We start from the raw sequence: 21,946 nt of genomic DNA, 5'->3' as shown, positions 1-21,946 counted from the left end.
AGGGATTAATGGGGTCGGGTTCGCGCTGAAATAACCGCTCTCGGGACGAGCGCCTCTCCGCTCGGTCTCGACGCGTGTCGCGCGCGCCCTACCAGAGGACGTGCGGCCACAACACCGAGAACAGCACCACCAGCAACAGGGTCAGGACCACCGTCATCAGCGCGTTCAGGACGACTCCGGCCCGGATCATGTCCCGCTGTTCGAGGTGGCCGCTCCCGAAGACGATGGCGTTGGGCGGGGTCGCGACCGGCAGCGCGAAGGCGAAACTCGCCGCGATCGCGCCCGTGACCGTGAGGAACACCGACGCGGTGACCGGATCGACGCCGAGCGTGCTCGCGAGGACGCTGCCGAGCCCGATGAGGATCGGCGCGAGGATCGTCGTCGTCGCCGTGTTCGAGGAGAGTTCGGTGACGAGGACGGTGAACACGACGACCGAGAGGACGACCAGGACCAGCGGCGCGCCGATCACCGCGTCGAACACCGTCGTCGCCAGCCAGTCGGTCGCGTCCGTCTCGGCCAGCGCGTCGGCCAGGGAGATGCCGCCGCCGAACAGCACGATCGTCCCCCAGTCGATGTCGACGAGGTTCTCCCAGTCGTCGGCGTCGGACAGCACCAGTGCCGGGATGGCGAGCAGTCCCACCACGACGAAGTACAGGATCCCCCGGTGGCCCTCCAGGCCGAAGACGTTCGTCCCGTCCCCGCCGAACAGCGTCACGAACCACGGCTCGGGCAACAGCCCCTCGAACAGGAACCCGAGCCCCCCGAGGATCCAGAGGATCGCCGTCGCCGCGAAGATGTACGCTGCGCGCCGTCCCCGCGGCGAGAGCGTGCCCTCCTCCTCGAGGTAGGTCGCGGCCTGTTCGCGGGCGTCGTCGACGCTGTCGATCTCCGGCGGGTAGAGCCGGAAGGCCAGGACGTACCACGTCAGCGGGAGCGTCACCGCGACGATGGGGAGGCCGACGACGAGCCACTGAGCGAACGAGATCTCCACGCCGACCAGCCTGTCCAGGAAGGCGACGGCGACGACGTTCGGCGGCGTGCCGATGAGCGTCCCGACCCCGCCGACGCTGGCCGCGTAGGCCGTCCCCAGCAGCGTCGCCACCCGCATGTTCGACACCTCGCCGGTGGACGAGTCCCGACCGACCACCTCGGCGAGCATCCCGAGCGCGACCGGTGTCATCATCGCCGTCGTCGCGGTGTTTGACACCCACATCGACATGAACGCCGTCGCGACCATGATCGCCAGCACGAGCAGCCGCGGGGACCGCCCCAGTCGGTTGATGAGCGTCAGCGCCAGTCGCCGGTCGATGTTGTGCGTCTGGAGCGCCTCCGCCAGCATGAAGCCCGCGATGAACAGGAAGATCAGCGGGTCCGCGAACCCCGACAGCGCCCGTTCCATCGAGTCGTAGACGCCGAAGCCAGTCAGTGCCACCGGGATGAGCAACGCCGTCACCGGGAGCGGAAGCGCCTTCGTCACCCAGAGGCTCGCGGCCAGCGCCATCGTCGCCAGCGCGTACTGAGCGGCCGGGTTCAGCCCCGGCGGGGTCGGGAGCAGCGCGACCAGCGCAGTGCTGCCGATCCCGAGGACCAGCCCCGCCGCGACCCGGCGGGGGTTCTCGGTGACGTTCCAGCTCACAGGTGCCACCTCCCGTTCCCCTCGTCGTCCGTGCCCGATCCGGTCGGCCCCCTCGTGTGTGTCCCCGTCATGGTCAGAAGTGCTCCACCAGTGCCCGGAGCTGTTCGTCGGTCAGTTCGGCGCAGTACAGGGCGAACAGCTCCTCCAAGCGCGCCTCCGAGAGACTGCGAGTGTCGCTCTCCAGCATCGAGACGTGTGCTTGCATGATGTCGTCGACCTCCGTCTCGACCTCCCGCTGTCCGAACCCGGCCGCGACCCGGAGCAGTCGCCACGCCATCGGTGAGATGTCACGAACGTCGATGTCGTCCGCCCCGCTCGCACCCATCTGTGACTACTTCGGTTCTCCTCCCGGACGCACATAACTGTTCTTCACGCCCGGTCCGCCCGTCCCCGTCACCGCCGGAGTCGGACGTCCAGCACGACGTTCTGCTCGCCCGGCGCGTACGACCGGACCGTCCGGCGCGTCTCGACGGTCACCTCGTAGGCCGGTTCGGCGGCCGCGCGGACGGCCCGCTCGCCCGGACCGTAGAGGTCCTCGTCGGGCTGGATGTCGTAGTAGTGGAGCACGCAGTCGTCGCCGGCCAGTTCGACGGCCGTCTCGACGAACTCGTCGGCGCTGTGGGGGAGGTTCATCACGACGCGGTCGGCCCACCCCGTGTAGTCGGCCGCCACCTCGCGGACGTCGCCGTGGATCGCGGTGATCCGGTCCGCGACGCCGTTGCGCTCGGCGTTGCGCCGCAGGTACTCGACGGCCCGCTCGTTGATGTCCGTGCCGACGCAGGTGGCCCCGCGCTTCGCGAACGGGACGACGAACGGCCCGACGCCGGCGAACATGTCGAAGGCGTGCTCGCCCTCGCGCACCTGCTCGACGACGCGGTGGCGCTCGGTCGCCAGCCGCGGCGAGAAGTACACCGCGGCGAGATCGAGTTCGAACGCACAGCCGTACTCCCGGTGGACGACCTCGGTCGTGTCGCCGGCCAGCACCTCCCAGTCGCGGACCCGCTGTTCCCCCTTGATCTTCGACGCCCGGTTCAACACGCCCTCGACCGGGAGGTCCGAGTCGACGATGGCGTCGGCGATCGTCCGTGCGCGCTCTGGGTCGTCCTCGTCGATGATGACGAGGTCCCCGATGCGCTCGTAGCTGGGGTCGACCCCCAGGATGTCCGCCGGCATCGTCTGGCCCTCTCGGACCGGCGCGTCGAACTCCACCACGTCGAACGCGTCGGGGACGGCCGTCGGGTCGGTGACGGGGACGTACAGCGACCCGTCGGCGACCGTGATGTCGTAGCCGTCGTCGACGAGGTCCGCCTCGGCCAGCCGCTGCCGAGTCGCCTCGCCGTCCTCGCGAGCGACGCGAACGCAGGGGACGCCCATACCCTCACTCCCCCACCGCGGGCGGTAAGCCTGACGCTTCGCGCCCTTTATCACCGCGCCCGACCCACCGACGGTATGCTCACTTTCGTCGGACTCGGCCTCTACGACGAACGCTCGGTCACCGTCGCCGGCCGGGACGCCGTCCGCGCGGCCGACCGCGTGTTCGCGGAGTTCTACACCAGCCGGCTCGTCGGGACCGACCTCGACACGCTGGAGGCGTACCACGACACGACCATCGAGGTCCGGGACCGCGCCGGCGTCGAACAGGACCCGGAGCCGATCCTGGCGGCCGCCGAGGACCGGGACGTCGCGTTCCTGACCGCCGGCGACACGATGGTCTCGACGACCCACACGGACCTCCGGCTCCGGGCCGAGGACCGCGGTATCGACACCCGCGTCGTCCACGGGACGACGGCACAGACCGCCGCCGCCTCCCTGACCGGACTACAGAACTACCGCTTCGGTAAGGCGACGACGCTGCCGTTCGAGGCCGCTCACGGCGGCGACGGCGTCCCCGACAGCGTCGTCCGGACGATCGAGGACAACCGCGAGCGGGACCTCCACACGCTGGTCTACCTCGACATCAAGGTCGACGACCCCCACTGGGACGACAGCGACGACACCTACCTGACCGCCGACCGGGCCGCGGCGATGCTCGCCGACCCGTTTCCGGAGACGCTCGGCGTCGTCGTCGCCCGCGCGGGCAGCCCCGATCCGACCGTGGCGGCGGCTCCGCTGTCGGAGTTGGCCACTCGCTCGTTCGGCGACCCGTTGCACCTGCTGGTGATCCCCGCCGAACGTCACCCGATCGAGGAGGAGGCACTCTCGGCTATCGCCGACGACTGAACGGAGCCGCTCAGTCGTCCGACACCGCCGGGTCCGCCTCGACCGTCTCGCGCTCGGCGTCGACCGCCGCCGCGAGGTCGTACTCGGTCCCGGTGACGAGGTACAGTAGCTCCTCGACCAGCACGGTCAGCTCCGGCAGTTCCCGGGCGAGCGCCCACGTGATGAGGACGAGGACGACCACGGAGCCGGTCTGTGCGAGGATGCGGTCCGCGAGGTAGTACGAGACCATCCGCGGGTCCGTCAACCCGAACAGCGTCATGATGGTCCCCTCGAAGAACTGCATCCGCTGTTGACCGAACGACACCGCGATGAACACGTTCCGGAGCAGATTGAGGCCGTAGATGACCGGCACGGTGATCGCAAGCGCCCGGAGTTTCCGCCGCCACGGAGCCGACACCGCCAGGATACCGCCGGCGAAGATGGAGATGCTCCCCATCCCCGTACACGCCAGCAGGATGTTGTAGGTGATGGGGCCGTCCTCCCGCTCGAACCAGAACGTGCTCTCGTAGGGGTACACCTTGCCGGTGATCCGGAGTCCGTCGTGGGAGAACCCACCGACGACCAGCGGGTCGACGCCGAGCAGCGACATCAGGAACGCGGTCTGTGCCGTGACCAGTTCGACCAGCCACTGCCGGAGCGGCCCGATCGCGATGAACGGTACGTAGACGATCCCCATCAGGCCGACCGCGCGCGTCAGGACGAAAATGGAGTCCCGGCCGTGCCAGAGCAGGTAGCCCGCGTACAGCGACAGCGGCACCGCCGCGAGGCCCCCGACCCCCTCGATGAGACTCTTCTGCGTGAACGTGAAGTGCGGGAACAGGACCAGCCAGAACAGGCCGAACAGGCCCCAGCCGGCGACGGCGACGCCGCGTGCCCACGCCTCGTCGTACCGTCGCAGGAGCGCACTCCCCAGAAACGCCCCGAGTACGAGCCACATCAGCGGCTCGGAGTAGACCAGCGGATCGAACGACAGTCCACCGAGGGTGAGACGGGACTGTAGGACTGTCGGGTTCATTACCGGAACGTTGGCTGATCCGACCTATATGCTTTGTCGTTGCGCCGGTCTGTGCGCACAGAGCGCACGAGGGCGGCGCTGCCGCTATCGGGCGAGCGTCCGAAAGAAAGTGCGAGTGTCAGGGACGGGAACTGCTCCCGTTAGTTGTCTCGGCGGGCTGCCAGCAGCGCGGCGGCCAGCAGCGCGACGAGGGCAACGATGGCCGTGAAGCCGGGACCACTGCTGCCAGTGGTCGTCGGCTCGTCGGTCTCCGTCTCGGTGTCCGTGTCGGGCATCTCCGTCTCGGTGTCCGTGTCGGGGGCCTCCGTCTCGGTGTCCGTGTCGGGGGCCTCCGTCTCGGTGTCCGTGTCCTCGGAGACGACCGTCACGTTGGCGGAGTCCGTGATAGCGGAGCCGTTAGCCGTGTACGGGCCGTCGTTGTCCGGGAAGTCGTAGGTCTGGTCGTCGTCAGTGTCGAGGTGCGGCATCGCGACCGCAGTGAAGTCCTCGTCCTGAGCGCTGTCCAGCGTGATCTCGACGTCCTCGTGAGTACCGGATTCGAGGTAGTCCGAGGCACCGATCACGTCACCGCTGGCGTTGTTCAGGTGGATCGCGACGAAGCCACCCTCGGAGAGGGTGACGCTGTCGACCGTCACGGTCTCACCGTTGGACTCCTGATCGCTGATGATGACGGAGGCGGCCGGACCGCTCGTGACCGTCCCGTCGACGGAGTCGCCAACGTTGCTCGAGCCGATCCGCGTCTGGGCCGTGAAGTTCGTGCCCGGGCTGACGTCGCTGAAGTCGGCCGTCGCCGTGAAGGAGCCGTTGACGCCGACCGTGGCGTCGGGCTGCTTCAGGAACGCGGCCGTGTCAGCGTCGTCGCGGATGCGGACGGTGACCTCGCTACCGGGTGCGAGGTTCGTCGTGCCGGAGATCGACTGACCAGTCGCGGACTGGACGACGATGTCGTTGCCACCGTTCAGCGTGGCGTCGCGGTCCTCGATAGCGAACGTATCGTTGACCGTGACGTTGTCCTCGCTGAGCTCAGTGTTGTCGTAGACCGTGAAGTTGGCCTCGTACTCGTCGCCACTCTCGTGGCCGTTGAACTCGTCGGTGACGCCGTCACTGTCGACGACCAGGAAGTGCGAGTCGTTGGCCTCGTCGTAGATGACGGAGACCTCGTCGCTGTCGAGGTCACCGACGGTGACGGTGTCGGGGACCGCGTTCGCAGCGGTCGTGACTTCTTCGAACTGGAACTGGATCGGATCGGCGGTACTGTCGCTGTCGTACGCACCAGTCGCCTCGATGTAGGCGTCGGTGGTATCGTCAGCGGTCGCCGCCAGCGCGCCTTCCAGCCCGGAGGCCTGGACCTGGACGACCACGGTGTCGCTCTGCGCGACCGTGTCGGCCTGGGTCAGGTTGTTGGCTGCGATGTAGTCGTAGACCTCGGAGGCCTCAGCGTCCTGGAGGCTCTGGAGGTCGTCCTCGGGAGCCGTCCAGACCTGGGTGGCGTCCGTGGAGCGCTCCGCCAGCGACAGGGTCGCGACGGCGTCCTCGTCGTCGACCGTGGTACCGGTCATCGCGCCGGCTTCGACCAGCAGGTCGTAGTCGCTCGGTTCTAGCAGGTTCTCACCAGCATCCCGGCCGGCGACATCAGTGAACTCGCCGCCCTGGGAGACGTTGGTGATCTCGTCGTCGCTGTCAGCGACAGAGACGACTTCGTCGCCGCTGACGGCACCAGCGGTGTAGCTGTTGAACTCGACGGTCACCTGACCGTCACCATCACCGTCTTCGACTTCGCCGGTGATGTTGTAGTTGTCGTCGGTGTAGTCACCGATCTGGACGGTCGCGGTGTCCGTGTTCTGCAGGTTGACGACGACTTCGACGATGTCACCCTGCTGCTCGGTCACGACGGACTGGTTGAAGCTGACGGACGCGTCACCGGCGTCGACGACTTCGAACTCGTCCGACGTGGCCGTGACGCCCGTGTTGACGTCGGTTGCGTTGACCGTGTAGTTACCGGTGTCGATTTCGCCGAAGTCGGCTTCGGCGTTACCGTCGGAGTCGATCCGGACCGTGACCTCTTCTTCGACGTCACCGTTAGAGTCGACGAGTTCGGCATCGACATCGCGGTCGATGGCGTTGGACTCGACGGTGGCGGTGACGTTCTCGTCAGTCTGGAACGTGTTCTCGTCGGCCGAGACTTCCAGACCGAGGTTGTTCAGCCGGAGCGTCCGGTTGATCTGGTTCTCACTGGCGATGTCAGAGACATCGGTGTTCTCAACATCGTAGTCGCCAGTATCGAGGTTGTCCGTATCAAGGACGTAAACCTGACTGTGCGTGCCCGAACCGCGGGTGAGGTCAACCTGGCTGTTATCGTCGTCTGCTCCCTGGATACGGAACTCGTCGTTAACGGTACCTTCGAGTGCGACGTTCGCACCCTGGAAGGCTTCATCGTCAACTTGCTCGTCAGTACCGTCGCTTGTCATATCGACAGTCGACGGTGCGAAGACCAAGTCAACGGTCTGCTCGTCCATCTCGTTACTGGCCTCGTCTTCGTAGCCAGAGACAGTAACGTTCTGGACGTTTGTAATGACCGCGTTCAGATCAACGACGAGCCGTCCGGAGTCCGCGTCGATAGAGGCGGAGTCCGCGAGGTTGTCGCTTTCGCTACCGTTCTCGTAGCCGACGACGATCGACTCGTCACCGGTGCTGCCCTCAATAATGTCCTCGTTAAAGGCGATTTCAATACTACCTTCACCGCTGGGAGCATCGGTCGGGACATAGTGCGTTGCCTTCCGGATGTCCGGCGTACCGGCCTCGCCACCAGTGTTGGAAATCGTGTAGTCAACACTGTTCGAGTCGAACTGACTGTCCGAAGAGTCTCTATACGAGACTTCGAACGTATACGTCGAGCCCCCGGAAGCAGCGACCGGGTTGTCGACATCATCGACGATGACCTGCACGGTGTCTTCATCGCTCAGGCCGTCGATCGAGTTCGACAGCTTGAACGAAAGGACACCGTTAGACTTCGTGACATCCGTGAAGTCGCTTGCCTGGGTCCGATCACCCTGAGGGGTCTGGACCTGGATGTCCTCAGCGCTGACATCACTCAGGTCGACATTTGCCGACGAATCACTGGTGAAGTCAACGTCAACGTAATAGAGTGACTGGTCACTGTCTAGTTCTAGGTCTGCACTGTGATCGTATTGGGTGGGTCCTGCCTCCTCATTATCGTTCGGCGTGAGAGTCAGAGACCCGTTGTTCGCAGCGGCTGCACTCCCAGCGAACGCGATGGATCCCCCGATGACGGAGAATACCATCAGCGCTGTCAGGAACAGGCTGCGGATTTTTTCGCTTGTATCTGTCATAGTTTGGTTGGTTGCTATCGGGCGGCGTCAGCCGTTTTCCACGCGGTCGGCACGCGAGCGGCCTCGCGCACAGACCAAACCGGTGTACTCACTTCTGGCGCCATGGGTAGGGGTACACTGCAAACGTACGTCGGATGTTATAAATGCTTTGTGGTCAGACGAGCGGGATGTGAGATATCCACACACCCGAGATCCGGTTTTCTAGCGTCTCTCACTGGGGTATAAGCGCTTTGTGGTTATACTAAATTTGCTGTCATACGATCGTCTGACGGCCGGGAATGTCACCCGGTGACATACGCCTCGGACGCCGGCCGGTGCCACCGATCGCGGGGGCGAGTCATCGGTCCGGCGTCGACTGTGGTGTCCCGACCAGCGGCCAGTAGTACCACCAGCCGACCGCGAGGAGCACGACGGTCCCGACGGGGACCACGACGTAGCCGATCCGCCTGTGGAACCCGAGCGCGACGGTGAGCTGCGAGAGGCCGGCCCCGACGACGGCGAGGGCGGTGATCCGGGGGTCCTCGCGACCGACGACGCCGGCGACGGCGCTGGTCAGGCCGATCAGATAGAGGACGACGCCGCTCCCCCACGCCTCGATGAACCGCGGCAGGCCCCGGGTGAACCGGAAGAAGTAGTCGTAGACCGAGACCAGGTGAGCGGGGTTCGTGTTGAACAGGCCGAACGTGAACAGCATCGTCAGTTCGCCACGGACCAGCAGGACCGTCCACGGGACGAGTCCGGCGGCGACGACGGCGGCGAGGCGGCGGCGTGGACCAGCGGCCATACCGACACCCAGTGCCCGACGACAAAGAGTGTGTAGTCTCGCGTGTGTGCGCGAAGGACTACTTCCGAGCGACGATGCGGAGCACGTCCTCGTCGGCGAGTTCGTGGTCGCGGCCGACCTGCTGTTCGTCGTGTTTGGCGCTGGGGCCGCTGACACGAGCGAACCGGAACCGCTCGTCGAAGCTCCCGCCGAGCTTCTCGCAGGCGTCGCCGACGGTGTCGCCCTCGCGGAGGATGAGCGGCTCTTCGCGGTCGACGCCGCGGCCGGGCTTGTCCATGTAGATCCGGATGAGGCCGAGCTCCTCCCAGATCCGTTCGGTGAGGCTGTCCAGCCCCTTCTCCTCCTCGGCGCTGATGAAGATGGCCTCGTCGGGGTCGATGTCACGCGCTTCGAGCTCGGACTCGACGGTCGGGAGGTAGTCGGGCTCGATGAGGTCGGCCTTGTTGACCGCGACGATAGAGGGGACGTACTCGCGGTTGTCCATCACGCCGTCGATGAGCCGATCGATGCCGAGCTGCTCGCCGATGGTCACGTCGGCGTTGACGTAGCCGTGCTCGCGGAGGACGCTCTTGACCGTCTCCTCGTCGAGGTCGAGGTCGACGGAGCTGTTGACCGAGAGCCCGTCCTTTGCCTTCTTCCGAATCGTCACGCGCGGGGGCTCGGTGTCGAGGCGGATCTTGTTCTTGTACAGCTCCTCGCGCAGACGGTCGTACTGCTCGATCTCGAAGACGGAGACGAGGAAGACGACGAGGTCGGCGGTCCGGACGACGGAGAGGACCTCCTTGCCGCCACCGCGGCCGCCGGCCGCGCCCTCGATGAGACCGGGCACGTCGAGGATCTGGATGTTCGCCCCCTTGTGCTTGAGCATCCCGGGGTGGACGTCGAGCGTCGTGAACTCGTAGGAGCCGGTCTCGGACTCGGCGTTGGTCAGGGCGTTCAGCAGCGTCGACTTGCCGATGCTGGGGAACCCGACGAGGGCCACGGTCGCGTCGCCGTGTTTCTCGACGCCGTACCCGCCCCCGCCGCCGGAGCCGGACTGCTGTTCGAGCTTCTCCTTCTTCTCGGCGAGCTTGGACTTCAGGCGGCCGATGTGCTCCTCTGTCGACTTGTTGTAGGGCGTGTTGGCGATCTCCTCCTCGAGTTCCTCGATCTCCTCTTCGAGCCCCATTAGGTGTACGTCGGCCCCTCACACCGAATAAGACTTTCCACCCGCCCCGAAGCGGTCAGCGGCGTCGTCGACTATCACGAGCGAGACCGACGCCACGCCCCCACTGAGCGGCCGAACGGGGGTCCGTCTCCCGGATTTCGATACACCTATACGATCCCCACTATCAATCCTTGACGATGGCTGATGCGGATCGGTTCCGCGATAGTACGCAGATACTCCTCCCGGTGGGGGCACTCGACGGAATCCGCGACGAGCTCGAGGCGCGGTTCACCGTGACCGTCCGTCGCGAGGGACAGCAGGTCCGCGTCATCGGGTCGCCCGTCGAGATCAAGGACGCCGGTGACTTTCTGGCGATGAACGGCGTCAGTTTCGCCTGACCACCCCGAGCCGAGCCGCGGCGAGACCGCTGGATCGAGAACGTCGCCGCTCTCGACCGGTCGAGGCCGTGTGTCGGACTCACGGACCCGCGGTTGAAACGCAATCCTTTAAACTGCCGCGGAGGATTGCTCGTGTATGGCTGGAACTATCGAAGTGCTCGTCCCCGGTGGGCAGGCCGACCCCGGCCCGCCGCTCGGTCCGGAACTCGGACCGACTCCGGTGGACGTGCAGGCAGTCGTCCAGGAGATCAACGACCAGACGGAGGCCTTCGACGGCACCGAGGTCCCCGTCACCATCGAGTACGAGGACGACGGGTCGTTCACTATCGACGTCGGTGTCCCGCCGACGGCCGAGCTCGTCAAGGACGAGGCCGGCTTCGAGACCGGCAGCGGCGAACCCCACGAGGAGTTCGTCGCCGACCTCTCGGTCGACCAGGTCCGGCAGATCGCCGAGCAGAAGCAGTCGGACCTGCTGGCCTACGACCTGAAAAACGCCGCCAAGGAGGTCGTCGGCACCTGCACGTCGCTGGGCGTCACCATCGAGGGCAACGACCCCCGCGAGTTCAAGGAGCGGATCGACGAGGGCGAGTACGACGACGTGTTCGCCGAGGGAGCCGCTGCATAGCGGCTGACGGAGTGAACGCTCGAAAACGAGTGCAGCGAGTTTTCGGTGTCTTCTCGGCGGAGGCCGCGGCGTAAGCCGCGACCGACGACGCGACGGCGCAGCGACGACCGGAGTGAGTTTCTGGCGTGTTCGTCGAGGCGGCCGCCACGTAGGCTACCACCCGTCCAGACGGATCTCGCGGTCGACGCCCTCGAACGACTGTGGCGGCTCGTGGACGACCGTCGTCGGTTCGTCGAGGGTCCGGATGACCTTGTCGGCCGTGCTGCCGATGATGGCCTTCTCGATGTTCGAGCGGCCGCGAGACCCCATCACGATCAGGTCGACGTCGTTGTCGTCGACGTAGGCGGCGATCTGCTCGTGGACGACGCCGTCGGCGACGCTGGTCACGCAGTCGACGCCCATCGCCTCGGCGGCGGCCGCGACCTCGCCGACGACCTCCTCGCCGTGGTCGTGGTACTCCTCGCTCTTTTCCGCCTCCGCGTCGGTTATCGGGACGATCCGCCCTTCGAACTCTTCGACGACGTACAGCGCGTGGACCGTCGCGTCGAGTTCCGCCGCGAGCGAGAGCCCGGCTTTGACCGCGTTGGTCGCCTGTGTGCTCCCGTCGGTCGGAACGAGGATTCGGTCGTACATTCCACCCGTACTTTCACCGAGAGACGGGTGAAGGTGATGCTTGCATCCTCGCCGCGTCGCCGCCGTGGCACGCTGCCCCGCCCAGCGGGCCGGTTCGACGGCTTTAAGTGTCGCATCGGCTTCTGCCCAGACGAGACAGGCATCCGCCTGTTTCACTGACCCGTAGCAGCCCACTTGGCGCACTACGGAGGTGAACAATGGCAGATCAGGAAATAGAGAACGCAGTCTCTCGCGCACTCGAGGACGCACCCGAGCGGAACTTCCGCGAGACGGTGGACCTCGCAGTGAACCTTCGCGACTTGGACCTCAACGACCCGTCGAACCGCGTCGACGAGTCCGTCGTCCTCCCTGCCGGCACCGGACAGGAGACCACCATCGTGGTCTTCGCCGAGGGCGAGACAGCCCTCCGTGCCGAGGAGGCAGCCGACGACGTGCTCAGCCAGGACGAACTCGAGGAGCTCGGTGGCGACGACGACGCCGCCAAGGACCTCGCCGATGACACCGACTTCTTCATCGCAGAGCAGGACATGATGCAGGACATCGGCCGGTACCTCGGGACCGTCCTCGGCCCGCGCGGGAAGATGCCGGAACCGCTCGACCCCGACGACGACGTCGTCGAGGTCATCAACCGTATGAAGAACACCGTACAGCTCCGCAGTGGGGAGCGTCGGACGTTCCACACGCGCGTCGGTGCGGAGGATATGTCCGCGGAGGACATCGCCGACAACATCGACGTCATCATCCGCCGTCTCCACGCTGACCTGGAGAAGGGGCCGCTCAACGTCGACTCCGTCTTCGTGAAGACGACGATGGGCCCCGCCGTGGAGGTGGCCTGAGATGAGCGCCGAACGCAAGACCGAGACCATCCCGCAGTGGAAGCAGGAGGAAGTCGACGCCATCGCCGAGATCGTCGACTCCTACGAGAGCGTCGGTGTCGTCGACATCACCGGCATCCCGTCCCGGCAGCTCCAGGACATGCGCCGTGATCTCCACGGCACCGCGGAGCTCCGGGTCTCCCGGAACACCCTGCTGGTGCGGGCGCTCGAAGAGGTCGACGACGGCCTCGAGGACCTGACGGAGTACGTCTCCGGCCAGGTCGGGCTCATCGGCACGAACAGCAACCCCTTCTCGCTGTACCAGGAACTGGAGGCCTCGAAGACGCCCGCACCGATCGGTGCCGGCGAGATCGCGCCCAACGACATCGTCATCCCCGAGGGTGACACCGGCGTCGATCCGGGTCCGTTCGTGGGCGAGCTTCAGGGCGTCGGCGCGGACGCACGCATCCAGGAGGGGTCGATCCAGGTCCTCTCCGACTCGACCGTGCTCGACGCCGGCGAGGAGGTCTCGCAGGACCTGGCCAACGTCCTCAACGAGCTGGGCATCGAGCCCAAGGAGGTCGGCCTGGACCTGCGCGCCGTCTTCGCCGACGGCGTCCTCTTCGAACCCGACGAGCTCGAACTCGACGTCGACCAGTACGCGAGCGACATCCGCGCGGCCGCTGGACAGGCGTTCAACCTCTCGGTCAACGCCGGCTACCCGACCGAGACGACGGTCGCGACGATGCTGCAGTCGGCCCGTGGCGACGCCAAGAGCCTCGCGCTCCAGGCCGCCATCGAGGACCCCGAGGTCGTCCCCGATCTCGTGAGCAAGGCCGACGCGCAGGTCCGCGCGCTCGCGGCACAGATCGACGACGAGGAGGCCCTGCCCGAGGAACTGCAGGGCGTCGAGACTGCCGAGACCGAGGAATCGACCGACGACCAGACCGAGGACACCGCATCCGAGGACGACGCCGACGACGCCGAAGCCGAGGCCGAAGAGGCCGAGGACGACGATGACGACGACGAGGACGCCGGCGACGCGCTCGGAGCGATGTTCTAACCACTACACCACAGACCAATGGAATACGTTTACGCTGCACTCATCCTGAACGAATCGGGCGAAGAGATCAACGAAGACAACCTCACCGACGTGCTCGAAGCCGCCGGTGTCGACGTCGAGGAGTCCCGCGTCAAGGCGCTCGTCGCGGCCCTCGAGGACGTCGACATCAGCGAGGCCGTCGAGGAGGCCGCTGCCGCACCCGTCCCCGCCAGCGGCGGTGCCGCCGCGCCCGCGGAGGACGAGGCGGACGCCGACGAGGGTGACGACGAGGAGGCCGAAGAGGAGGAGGCCGCCGACGAGGGCGGCGACGACGACGACGACGAGGACGACGAGGCCAGCGGCGAGGGCCTCGGCGAACTCTTCGGCTGAAGCGGCAGCCACTCGGACAGCACTTCTTTCGCGCGCTGCGCCCGACAGCGACGGGACCGTCGCTCGCTACCGGTCGCTGACCGCCGCCGCCCGCGGTCCCGACGTTCAAGTAAGGGGCCGCGACCAGAGCCGGTATGCTCCCGGTCAGACTGACGGCGGAGCCGTCGGCGGTTGCGGGACTGCTCGTCGCCGTCGCCGGCGGTGTCTGTCTCGGGACGCTCAGCGGCCTCGTCCCGGGCTTGCACGCGAACACGCTCGCGCTCCTGCTCGCGGCCGTCGCCGGCGACGTTCCGGGGCCGCGGCTCCTCGTCGGGGCGGCGATGCTGGCGGCGGGCGTGACCCACACCTTCCTCGACGTGGTGCCGGCGCTCGCGCTGGGCGTCCCGGACCCGGCGATGGCCGCCGGCGCGCTCCCGAGCCACCGGCTCGTCGTCGAGGGACGGGGCCGCGAGGCGCTCCGCCTGTCGGCGATCGGTAGCGGCGGGGCGGTCCTGCTTGCCGCGCCGCTCGCGGTCCCCGTCACCGCGGCGATGCAGCGGGTGTACCCGTTCGTCTCGGCGCACCTGTCGCTGTTCCTCGCGGGCATCGCTGCGCTGCTGGTCGCGACCGAGGGCGGCGTCCGACCGCGCGTCGGCGCGGTCCTGACCCTCGCCGCGAGCGGCGGGCTGGGCCACCTGCTGCTGGACGCGCGGGTGTCGAGCGCGCTCCCTGTCGCGGACGTCCTCGTCCCGCTGTTCTCGGGACTGTTCGGCGCGCCGGTGTTGCTGGCGGCCATCGAGGGCGAGGGGGTCCCGCCGCAGGCCGGGCCGGAGGTGACGACCCCGCCGCGGTCGCTGGCGGCCCTGACCGCCGTCGGGACGCTGTGCGGTGCCGTCGTCGGCTACCTCCCCGGCGTCTCCAGCGCCGTCGCGGCGACGCTCGCGCTCGGGCTGACCGCGAGCGGCGGGCCGCGGGCGTTCGTGGTCACGACCAGCGGCGTCAACACGGCCACGGCGGTGTTCGCCCTGTTCGCGCTCGTCGCGCTGGGCGAGGCCCGGACCGGCGTCCTCGTCGCGCTCGACCGCGCGGCCGTGCCGCTCGCGGTCCCCGCGCTACTGACGGCGACGGCCGTGGCCGCCGGGGTCGCCGCCCTGCTCGTCCCCACGCTCGGCGACCGGTACCTTCGGACGGTCGGTCGGCTCGACCCCCGGTGGCTCTCGGTGACCGTGCTCGGTGGGCTGGTCGGCCTCTCGGCGCTGTTCGCCGGGGCCGTCGGCGTCGGCGCGTTCGGTGTGGCGACGCTGGTCGGCCACCTCCCGCCCCGGTTCGGCGCGCGGCGAGCCAACGCGATGGGCGTCCTGCTGGTCCCGCTGGCCCTATAGGTAGCCCCGGCGGCGGAAGTGGACCAGCAGGACCGCGACCAGCAGCGCCATCCCCAGCATCGTCGCGGGGTAGCCGAACGTCCAGCCCAGCTCCGGCATGTTGTACGGGCTGTCGGCGAAGTTCATCCCGTAGACGCCGACGACGAACGTCAGCGGGATGAAGATCGTCGCGACGACGGTCAGCACCTTCATCACCTCGTTGGTCGACTGCGAGAGCGTGTTGAGGTAGATGTCCCGCGCGCCCGCGACGAGGTCGCGGTACGTCTCGGTGAGGTCGACGATCTGGACGAGGTGGTCGTGGACGTCCCGGAAGTACTTCTCCGTCTGGGGCTGGACCTGGGCCGGGTCGCCGCGGGCGAGGACGCCGACGGCCTCCCGGGCGGGCCACACCTGCTTGCGGAACGAGAGCAGGTCCCGGCGCACGTCGTTGATCTTCTCTAAGGTCTCGATGTCCGTCGACATCGTCACCTCCTCCTCGATCTCCTCGATGTCGGTCTCGACGTCGTCCAGCAGGTCGAAGTAGGCGTCGACGATCGTGTCGACGACCCGGTAGGCGGTGAAGTCCGGGCCGCGGTGGAGCAGGCGCTCGTCGCCGCGCTCGACCGCGTCCATCACCCGGTCGATGGGGCCGGTCGGTTCGAACGACAGGGTGACGACCCAGTCCCGGCCGACGAAGACGCCGACCGGCCGCGTCGAGACCTCCTTCTCGAAGGTGGTCTCGCCGGCGGTCAGGCGCGCGCTCTTGACCAGGACGAACGTGTGGTCGGCGAACTCCTCGGTCTTCGCGCGCACGTCTCCGCGCACGTCGTCGACGGCCAGCGGGTGGAGGTCGAACGCCTCGGCGACGGCATCGACCTCCGCGTCGGTGGCGTCGGCCACGTGGACCCAGGTGGTCCCGACCGCGGTGCGGGCGGCCGCGAGGTCGTCGTAGGCGACCGCGGTCCCCTCGCTGTAGACCAGCGCGGAGATCACCGCTCGTCCTCCCCGTCGCCGGCTCGCCCGACGGCCACGAGCGTCAGCCCGACCATCAGTGCGGTCAGCGAGAAGGCACGGCCCGGATACGGGGCAGTGATGCCGACGACGTAGCCGGCGACACCGCCGACGGTCAGCAGCGCGCCGCCGACTGAGACGGACTGCATAGGGCCTGGAACACACCGACTACAAAAAAGCGTACTCCCCCGGGGCGTCAGTTCCCCTCGTGTTGGATCCCGCCGAACATCGCGTCGACGCGGGCTCGCTCGTCGACCTGCTCCGGGTGGACGGCGAACACCAGGAGCACGTCCCCCTCGTGTTCGAAGCTCGCGACGTGCAGCGTCACGTCGATCTCCTGTCCCTGGACCGTCGTCGTCCCCGAGAACATCCCGACGGTCCGATCCTCGCCGAGCGACCGGACCGTCCGGTTCTCCTCGAAGCCGACGTCGTCTATCTGTCCGGTTCGACCGGCGAGCTGCTCGACGACGCGGCGGTTCGACCAGTCGGCCGCGGGGTTCAGCGTCTGTCCGGCCACCGTCGCGCCCGGCGTCGAGACGACGACGAACCGGGCCAGCGGGAGCTCGCCGATGGGACCGAGGTCGATGCTCCGGCGGTACTGGTCGACGTGGTTGACCACGCGGATCGTCCGCTCCTGGCCCGCGACCGAGACCGTCCGGGTGATGTTCTGTGTCGTCGAGTTCGACTGCTCGTAGCCCGTCTCCGACAGCGTGCCGTCGTCGATGCTGGTCGGTGCCGACTCGAACGTGACCGTATCGCCCGTGACGAGGCCGACACAGCCCGACGACACCACCAGCAGCGCGACCAGCGCGCTGAGAACCACTCGTCTCATACAGGGGGAGACAGGACGTGGGGAGATAAGTCTCCTGGCAGGCGGGGCTTACCGCCTGAAGGTCGGTCCGTCGTCGGTGTCCTGCACCTCGACGCCCAGCGCTTCGAGGTCGTCGCGCAGTTCGTCGGCCCGCTCGTAGTTCCCCGCCTCGCGCTCGCGTTCGCGCACGTCGAGGACGAGTTCGATCAGGTCGTCGGCCAGTTCCACGTCGCCGTCGTCCCGCTCGCCGAAGGCGAGGCCCAGCACGTCCCCGCCGAACTCCTCGAACGTCTCGACCGCCCGACGCAACGCCCGGAAGTCGTAGCCGTCGGCCCGGTCGACGTGGGCGTTGACCGCGCTCGTGAGGTCCAGCAGCGCCGTCGTCGCCCCCCGGGTGTTGAAGTCGTCGTTCATCGCGGCCTCGAAGTCGGCGCGGGCCTCGTCGACGGCCGCTCGCAGGTCCGCGTCCTCGACCTTCGCGTACGCGTCGACGCTGTCGCAGGCCGCGACGGCCCGCTCGTAGCCCCGCTGGAGGCGGTCCCAGCGCTCCCGGGCCTCCGCGATGGTCTCGTCGCTGAAGGTGGCCCGCGAGGTGTAGGCCGTCGACAGCAGGAAGGTCCGGAGCACGTCGGGGCCGTACTCCGCGACCGCGTCGCTGACGCTGAAGTAGTTGCCCAGCGAGGAGGACATCTTCTCGTCGTCCGTCTCGAGGAGGCGGACGTGGAGCCAGTACTTCGCGAACTGCTCGCCGGTGGCGGCCTCGCTCTGGGCGATCTCGTTCTCGTGGTGCGGGAAGACGAGGTCCTGCCCGCCGACGTGGACGTCGATGGACTCGTCGAGGTGGGTCATCGACATCGCGGAACACTCGATGTGCCAGCCGGGACGGCCCTCGCCCCACGGCGAGTCCCAGGTCTGGGCCGTCTCGCAGGCCTCCTCGGCCGGTGCCGCGCCGGCGTGCTGGTGTTCGGCGATGTCGTCGGGGGCGACGCCGCCGGCCTTCCAGAGCGCGAAGTCCGCCGGGTGGCGTTTCTCGGACTCGGCGGCCTCGCCCTGGGACTCGATGTCCTCGACGGTCTGGTTCGAGAGCGTCCCGTAGTCCTCGAAGGAGGTCACGTCGAAGTACACCGACCCGTTGGCCTCGTAGGCGTGGCCGCTCTCGACGAGTCGTTCCACGAGGTCGATGATCTCCGGGACGTGCTCGGAGACCCGGGGGTACACCTCCGCGCGGTCGAGGTTCAGCGAGCGCATGTCCTCGATGACCTGCCGGACGTAGCGGCGGGCGACGTCGGCCTCGCTGTCGCCGTCCTCGCCGACGCGGGCGACGATCTTCTCGTTGACGTCGGTGAAGTTCTCGACGTGGCGCACGTCGTAGCCCAGCCACTCCAGCCAGCGGCACATCACGTCGACGTGGACCCAGCCGCGGGCGTGGCCCAGATGGGGCGGGTCCGACGTTGTCAGCCCGCAGTAGTACAGCAGGACGGAGTCGGGGTCGCGTGGCTCGAACGGCTCCCTCTCGCCGGTCAGCGTGTTCGTCACCCGGAGCGTCATTATCGGAGTGGTCACGGCCACGCCACATTAGCCCGTCGGACCGGACGCGGGAGCCGTCTCCCACCTCAGCGGCCGACGGCGGCCTCGATCTCCCGGAGGGCGTCGGGGCCGTCACGGCGGGCGACGACGACCACGAGCGTCCCACCGGTGACGCCGGCGGCCTCGACCGGGACCTCGTTCGCTCGCAGGCGGCCCAGCACGTCCCCCAGCGCGGCCGGTGAGAGGTCGCCGGTGGCGACGATCCCGGTCAGCGATCCCGCGCCGCTCGCGAAGGCCGTGTCGCCGACGGCCAGGAGCGCGTCGTCGCCGTCGCCGGCCTCCCCCAGGCGGCTCTCCATCGAGACGCGGGCGTCGCTGTCGTGGGCGGGATCGTCGGACAGCTCCTCGGCGTAGCGTCGCAGGGCCGTGGCCACGGCGTCGGTCTCGCCGTCGACGTCCAGCGTTCGTGCGGCGGCGGTGTAGTTGACGACGCCGGCCCGGAGCGCGTCGTAGAGGAACGGGCGCGCCCGGACGGCCTCGCGGGTCGCGGCGGCCAGTGACATACCCGGTACGCCGGCGTCGGGAACCAAAAGGCTGCCCCGATCCCCTGCGGGAAGCGACGGGGTCGGAGGGGGGCAGTCTCCACCACCGGCCGTCGCCGGCTCAGTCGTCGAGCAGGTCCCGGTCGGAGTTGACGACCACCAGCAGGCTGCTGGCCGCCATCGCCGCGGCGGCGAACAGGGGGTTCAGCAGGCCCGCCACGGCAAGCGGGAGCGCGGTGGCGTTGTAGACGAACGCCCAGCCGACGTTGCCCTTGATCCGCCGCGCCGCTGCCGTCGAGAGGTCGAACACCGTCCCGAGCGAGGCGAGGTCGTCGTCGACGATGGCGACGTCGGCGGCGTCGACGGCGAGTGCCGTCCCGCTGCCGAGCGCGACCCCGAGGTCAGCGGCGGCCAGCGCCGGGCCGTCGTTCGTCCCGTCGCCGACCATCGCCACGGTCCCGTCTGCGCGCAGTCGCTCGACCGTCTCGGCCTTGGCCTCGGGCGGGACCCCGGCGAACACCTGCTCGACGGCGGCGTGGTCGCCGAACCGGGCCGCCGCTCGCTCGTCGTCGCCGGTGAGGACGACCACGTCGACGCCGCGCTCCCCGAGGTCGGTCAGGGCCGATCGCCACCCCTCGCGCGGTTCGTCGGCGAGCGCCACGATCCCCTCGGCGGTGCCCTCGCGGCCGACGAGCACCGGGAGCAGGCCCCGCTCGCGGACATCTGTCGCCCGTCTCGCCCACTCCGCCGGGACCGACCAGCCGCGTCGGCCGAAGCAGTCGGGGTGGCCGACCAGCGTCCGCTCCCCGTCCACGACGCCCTCGACGCCGCGCTGGTGCCGGCGGAACGACTCGACGGTCGCGCCGTCGGAGTCGCCCGCGTCGCTGCCGTCTGCCGTGTCGTCGACCACCGCGCCGCCGTCCGCTCGCGGGTCGCCGGCGGCCGCGCCCTCACCGAACGCCGCGACGAACGCGTCACCGACCGGGTGGGACGCGCGCGCCTCGACGGCCGCCGCCGCCCGTAGCAGCGGTGACGGGGCCGCTGTCTCCTCGACGCGCAGGTCCCCGGTCGTCAGCGTCCCGGTCTTGTCCAGGACGACGGTGTCGACGTCGCGGACCCGCTCGAACACCGTCCGGTCGAAGACGACGATCCCCCGCGACAGCGCCTCGCGGACGGCCGACGCCACCGCGAGCGGCGTCGCGAGGCCGAGCGCGCAGGGACAGGAGACCAGCAGGACCGTCAGTGCGACGAGCACCGCCGCCTCGACGCCGGCACCGAGGAGCAGGTAGCCGACGCCGGCGGCGACCGCCAGCGCGAGCACGCCCGGGACGAAGACGGTGGCGAGGCGGTCCGCCAGCCGCTGGACGCCCTCCGTCCCGCTCTGGAGGTCCCACATCAGTTCGGCGACGCGGTCGACCCCGCTGGTCGCGCCCTCGCCGACGGCGACGACGAGCGCGCCGTCGGTCACCACCGATCCGCCGACGACGCCGTCGCCGTCGGACTTCGGCACCGGGAGCGCCTCGCCGGTCACGACGGCCTCGTCGACGGTCCCGGTCCCTTCCCCGACCGTCCCGTCGACGGGGACCCGCTCGCCGGCGCGGACGAGGACGCGATCTCCCTCCGCGAGGTCCTCAACTGCCACCTCCGTCGGTTCGCCCGCCGCGTCCAGTCGCCGTGCGGTGTCGGTCCGGGCGGCGTGGACGTCGGCCAGACGGTCGGCCGCGCGGCGTCTGATGCGGGACTCGTAGTAGCCGCCGGCGGTGACGACGAGGACGATGGCGACGGTCACGTCGAAGTAGAGGTCGATCCGGCCCAGCAGCGCCGCGACGATGCTGTAGACGAAGGCGCTGCAGGCCGCGAGCGCGACGAGCAGGTCCATATTGGGCTCGCCGGTCCGGAGGCTGACGAGTGCTCCCCGCAGCAGCGGCGCGCCCGTGTAGAACAGCACGAGCGACGTGAACAGGAAGAGGACGAACGCGAGGTGGTGTGGTCCGGCGAGCTGTTGACGCGTGAACGCCGCCAGCGACGGGCCGTACAGCCCCAGGTGGAGCGGGTAGACGAAGATGGCGTAGGGCATCATCACCCACATCCCGAACAGGACGCCGGCGGCGAGCCGCCACTTCGTCTCCTCGTCGTCCTCGCCGGGGGTCGCGTCGGTCCGCCGACGTGCGGTGTACCCCGCCGTCGTCAGCGCCGCCCGAACCTCCTCGGCGTCGACTGCGTCGGGGTCGTAGTCCACGCGGACGCTCTCGGTGACGTAGCTGGCCGCCGCCGACTCGACGCCGTCCAGCCGGGTCGCGAGCGACTCGACGAAGGACTCGCAGGTGGCACAGTGCATCCCGTCTACCCGGAAGTAGACCCGCTCGCAGCCGTCGGGGACGCCCGCTCTCGTCCCGTCCGCGGCGGTCGTCGCCACGTCGTCGTCGGTCACGCCGTCGACGTCGGCCAGCCGTTCGTGGACGTTCCGGCACCCGACACAGCAGAAGGCCCTCTCGGACTCGTCGGCGACCGCTCGCTCCCCGACCGGGAGCCCGCAGAGCGCACAGCCGTCGGCGTCGCGTTCACCTGTCATCGCGTGTCTCCGTCCCGGTCTCACCCGCCGGGTCGTGGCACACGTGTGGTAACACCCAACGCACACATCAATTCGTCGGTGCGCGAGG

General features: G+C 68.6%; 21 protein-coding genes. 7 read left to right on the top strand and 14 right to left on the bottom strand.

All coding sequences use genetic code 11. The features are described 5' to 3' along the window. Positions 1-88: 88 nt before the first annotated feature. The 3 genes from P0592_RS17530 to P0592_RS17520 form a co-directional block, all read right to left on the bottom strand. Positions 89-1,636, bottom strand: a complete 1,548-nt coding sequence (locus P0592_RS17530; protein ID WP_276272201.1) for an SLC13 family permease — start codon at positions 1,634-1,636, stop codon at positions 89-91. Between the two features lie 73 nt (positions 1,637-1,709). Further along, positions 1,710-1,961, bottom strand: coding sequence for a hypothetical protein (locus P0592_RS17525; RefSeq protein ID WP_276272200.1), 252 nt, complete (start codon positions 1,959-1,961; stop codon positions 1,710-1,712). Positions 1,962-2,029: 68 nt separating this feature from the next. Continuing rightward, positions 2,030-3,010 (bottom strand): class I SAM-dependent methyltransferase, encoded by a 981-nt coding sequence (locus P0592_RS17520; protein ID WP_276272199.1) that lies wholly within the window; start codon positions 3,008-3,010, stop codon positions 2,030-2,032. Between the two features lie 75 nt (positions 3,011-3,085). On the opposite strand from P0592_RS17520, the gene dph5 reads away from it, so the two are divergent. After that, a complete protein-coding gene (gene dph5 / locus P0592_RS17515; protein WP_276272198.1) occupies positions 3,086-3,856 on the top strand; it encodes a diphthine synthase in 771 nt (256 codons plus the stop codon). A 10-nt stretch (positions 3,857-3,866) separates the two neighbouring features. On the opposite strand, the gene artA is transcribed toward dph5, so the two are convergent. The 4 genes from artA to P0592_RS17495 form a co-directional block, all read right to left on the bottom strand. Beyond that, the gene (gene artA, locus P0592_RS17510; RefSeq protein WP_276272197.1) at positions 3,867-4,871 is read right to left on the bottom strand and encodes an archaeosortase A; all 1,005 of its coding nucleotides are present in this window, start codon (positions 4,869-4,871) and stop codon (positions 3,867-3,869) included. 140 nt (positions 4,872-5,011) lie between these two features. After that, positions 5,012-8,221, bottom strand: a complete 3,210-nt coding sequence (locus P0592_RS17505) for a DUF7282 domain-containing protein (RefSeq protein WP_276272196.1) — start codon at positions 8,219-8,221, stop codon at positions 5,012-5,014. A 337-nt stretch (positions 8,222-8,558) separates the two neighbouring features. Next, positions 8,559-9,005 carry a TIGR04206 family protein gene (locus tag P0592_RS17500; RefSeq protein ID WP_276272195.1) on the bottom strand — a complete coding sequence of 149 codons (447 nt, stop codon included), beginning with the start codon at positions 9,003-9,005 and terminating at the stop codon, positions 8,559-8,561. 58 nt (positions 9,006-9,063) lie between these two features. After that, complete coding sequence (locus tag P0592_RS17495; protein WP_276272194.1) at positions 9,064-10,173, bottom strand: OBG GTPase family GTP-binding protein; 1,110 nt, start codon at positions 10,171-10,173, stop codon at positions 9,064-9,066. 176 nt (positions 10,174-10,349) lie between these two features. Here P0592_RS17495 and P0592_RS17490 point away from each other — a divergent pair, with 176 nt between their 5' ends. Together P0592_RS17490 and P0592_RS17485 are read left to right on the top strand one after the other, a co-directional pair. Further along, positions 10,350-10,550, top strand: a complete 201-nt coding sequence (locus tag P0592_RS17490) for a VNG_1110C family protein (RefSeq protein ID WP_276272193.1) — start codon at positions 10,350-10,352, stop codon at positions 10,548-10,550. Between the two features lie 136 nt (positions 10,551-10,686). Further along, positions 10,687-11,175, top strand: a complete 489-nt coding sequence (locus P0592_RS17485) for a 50S ribosomal protein L11 (protein ID WP_276272192.1) — start codon at positions 10,687-10,689, stop codon at positions 11,173-11,175. 153 nt (positions 11,176-11,328) lie between these two features. Here P0592_RS17485 and P0592_RS17480 read toward each other — a convergent pair whose 3' ends face one another. Further along, the gene (locus P0592_RS17480) at positions 11,329-11,808 is read right to left on the bottom strand and encodes a universal stress protein (RefSeq protein WP_276272191.1); all 480 of its coding nucleotides are present in this window, start codon (positions 11,806-11,808) and stop codon (positions 11,329-11,331) included. 197 nt (positions 11,809-12,005) lie between these two features. Here P0592_RS17480 and P0592_RS17475 point away from each other — a divergent pair, with 197 nt between their 5' ends. From P0592_RS17475 to P0592_RS17460, 4 genes are all read left to right on the top strand, one after another. Continuing rightward, positions 12,006-12,644: a 50S ribosomal protein L1 gene (locus tag P0592_RS17475; protein WP_276272190.1), complete on the top strand. Its 639-nt coding sequence runs from the start codon at positions 12,006-12,008 to the stop codon at positions 12,642-12,644. Position 12,645: 1 nt separating this feature from the next. Beyond that, positions 12,646-13,686, top strand: coding sequence for a 50S ribosomal protein L10 (locus P0592_RS17470; protein WP_276272189.1), 1,041 nt, complete (start codon positions 12,646-12,648; stop codon positions 13,684-13,686). Between the two features lie 18 nt (positions 13,687-13,704). Further along, complete coding sequence (gene rpl12p, locus P0592_RS17465) at positions 13,705-14,055, top strand: 50S ribosomal protein P1 (protein ID WP_276272188.1); 351 nt, start codon at positions 13,705-13,707, stop codon at positions 14,053-14,055. Between the two features lie 134 nt (positions 14,056-14,189). Then, on the top strand, positions 14,190-15,416 hold the full coding sequence (locus tag P0592_RS17460) for a tripartite tricarboxylate transporter permease (RefSeq protein ID WP_276272187.1): 1,227 nt from the start codon (positions 14,190-14,192) through the stop codon (positions 15,414-15,416). Here the strand turns inward: P0592_RS17460 and corA are convergent. The 6 genes from corA to P0592_RS17430 all read right to left on the bottom strand — a co-directional run bounded on the left by corA (position 15,411) and on the right by P0592_RS17430 (position 21,858). After that, complete coding sequence (corA, locus tag P0592_RS17455; protein WP_276272186.1) at positions 15,411-16,388, bottom strand: magnesium/cobalt transporter CorA; 978 nt, start codon at positions 16,386-16,388, stop codon at positions 15,411-15,413. The genes P0592_RS17460 and corA overlap by 6 nt on opposite strands. Next, positions 16,385-16,555, bottom strand: a complete 171-nt coding sequence (locus P0592_RS17450) for a hypothetical protein (RefSeq protein WP_276272185.1) — start codon at positions 16,553-16,555, stop codon at positions 16,385-16,387. Before P0592_RS17450 ends, corA begins: the two co-directional genes overlap by 4 nt. Positions 16,556-16,602: 47 nt before the next feature. Further along, the gene (locus tag P0592_RS17445) at positions 16,603-17,238 is read right to left on the bottom strand and encodes a DUF6517 family protein (RefSeq protein ID WP_276272184.1); all 636 of its coding nucleotides are present in this window, start codon (positions 17,236-17,238) and stop codon (positions 16,603-16,605) included. Positions 17,239-17,286: 48 nt separating this feature from the next. Further along, complete coding sequence (gene cysS / locus P0592_RS17440; protein ID WP_276272183.1) at positions 17,287-18,765, bottom strand: cysteine--tRNA ligase; 1,479 nt, start codon at positions 18,763-18,765, stop codon at positions 17,287-17,289. A gap of 65 nt (positions 18,766-18,830) precedes the next feature. Continuing rightward, a complete protein-coding gene (locus P0592_RS17435) occupies positions 18,831-19,307 on the bottom strand; it encodes a DUF7523 family protein (RefSeq protein WP_276272182.1) in 477 nt (158 codons plus the stop codon). 100 nt (positions 19,308-19,407) lie between these two features. After that, on the bottom strand, positions 19,408-21,858 hold the full coding sequence (locus P0592_RS17430) for a heavy metal translocating P-type ATPase (protein ID WP_276272181.1): 2,451 nt from the start codon (positions 21,856-21,858) through the stop codon (positions 19,408-19,410). Positions 21,859-21,946 lie beyond the last annotated feature (88 nt).

It is taken from the genome of Haloarcula litorea (genome assembly GCF_029338195.1).
Classification (GTDB): domain Archaea; phylum Halobacteriota; class Halobacteria; order Halobacteriales; family Haloarculaceae; genus Haloarcula; species Haloarcula litorea.
Note: the sequence above shows the minus strand (reverse complement) of the source record. Positions and strands in the feature narration are given on the sequence as shown.

Excerpts from the sequence above, each read along its gene's own strand:
- P0592_RS17525 (WP_276272200.1), bottom strand. The coding sequence starts at position 1,961 with ATGGGTGCGAGCGGGGCGGACGACATCGACGTTCGTGACATCTCACCG.
- P0592_RS17520 (WP_276272199.1), bottom strand. The coding sequence starts at position 3,010 with ATGGGCGTCCCCTGCGTTCGCGTCGCTCGCGAGGACGGCGAGGCGACT.
- dph5 (WP_276272198.1), top strand. The coding sequence starts at position 3,086 with ATGCTCACTTTCGTCGGACTCGGCCTCTACGACGAACGCTCGGTCACC.
- artA (WP_276272197.1), bottom strand. The coding sequence starts at position 4,871 with ATGAACCCGACAGTCCTACAGTCCCGTCTCACCCTCGGTGGACTGTCG.
- P0592_RS17505 (WP_276272196.1), bottom strand. The coding sequence starts at position 8,221 with ATGACAGATACAAGCGAAAAAATCCGCAGCCTGTTCCTGACAGCGCTG.
- P0592_RS17500 (WP_276272195.1), bottom strand. The coding sequence starts at position 9,005 with ATGGCCGCTGGTCCACGCCGCCGCCTCGCCGCCGTCGTCGCCGCCGGA.
- P0592_RS17495 (WP_276272194.1), bottom strand. The coding sequence starts at position 10,173 with ATGGGGCTCGAAGAGGAGATCGAGGAACTCGAGGAGGAGATCGCCAAC.
- P0592_RS17490 (WP_276272193.1), top strand. The coding sequence starts at position 10,350 with ATGGCTGATGCGGATCGGTTCCGCGATAGTACGCAGATACTCCTCCCG.
- P0592_RS17485 (WP_276272192.1), top strand. The coding sequence starts at position 10,687 with ATGGCTGGAACTATCGAAGTGCTCGTCCCCGGTGGGCAGGCCGACCCC.
- P0592_RS17480 (WP_276272191.1), bottom strand. The coding sequence starts at position 11,808 with ATGTACGACCGAATCCTCGTTCCGACCGACGGGAGCACACAGGCGACC.
- P0592_RS17475 (WP_276272190.1), top strand. The coding sequence starts at position 12,006 with ATGGCAGATCAGGAAATAGAGAACGCAGTCTCTCGCGCACTCGAGGAC.
- P0592_RS17470 (WP_276272189.1), top strand. The coding sequence starts at position 12,646 with ATGAGCGCCGAACGCAAGACCGAGACCATCCCGCAGTGGAAGCAGGAG.
- rpl12p (WP_276272188.1), top strand. The coding sequence starts at position 13,705 with ATGGAATACGTTTACGCTGCACTCATCCTGAACGAATCGGGCGAAGAG.
- P0592_RS17460 (WP_276272187.1), top strand. The coding sequence starts at position 14,190 with ATGCTCCCGGTCAGACTGACGGCGGAGCCGTCGGCGGTTGCGGGACTG.
- P0592_RS17450 (WP_276272185.1), bottom strand. The coding sequence starts at position 16,555 with ATGCAGTCCGTCTCAGTCGGCGGCGCGCTGCTGACCGTCGGCGGTGTC.
- P0592_RS17445 (WP_276272184.1), bottom strand. The coding sequence starts at position 17,238 with ATGAGACGAGTGGTTCTCAGCGCGCTGGTCGCGCTGCTGGTGGTGTCG.
- cysS (WP_276272183.1), bottom strand. The coding sequence starts at position 18,765 with ATGACGCTCCGGGTGACGAACACGCTGACCGGCGAGAGGGAGCCGTTC.
- P0592_RS17435 (WP_276272182.1), bottom strand. The coding sequence starts at position 19,307 with ATGTCACTGGCCGCCGCGACCCGCGAGGCCGTCCGGGCGCGCCCGTTC.
- P0592_RS17430 (WP_276272181.1), bottom strand. The coding sequence starts at position 21,858 with ATGACAGGTGAACGCGACGCCGACGGCTGTGCGCTCTGCGGGCTCCCG.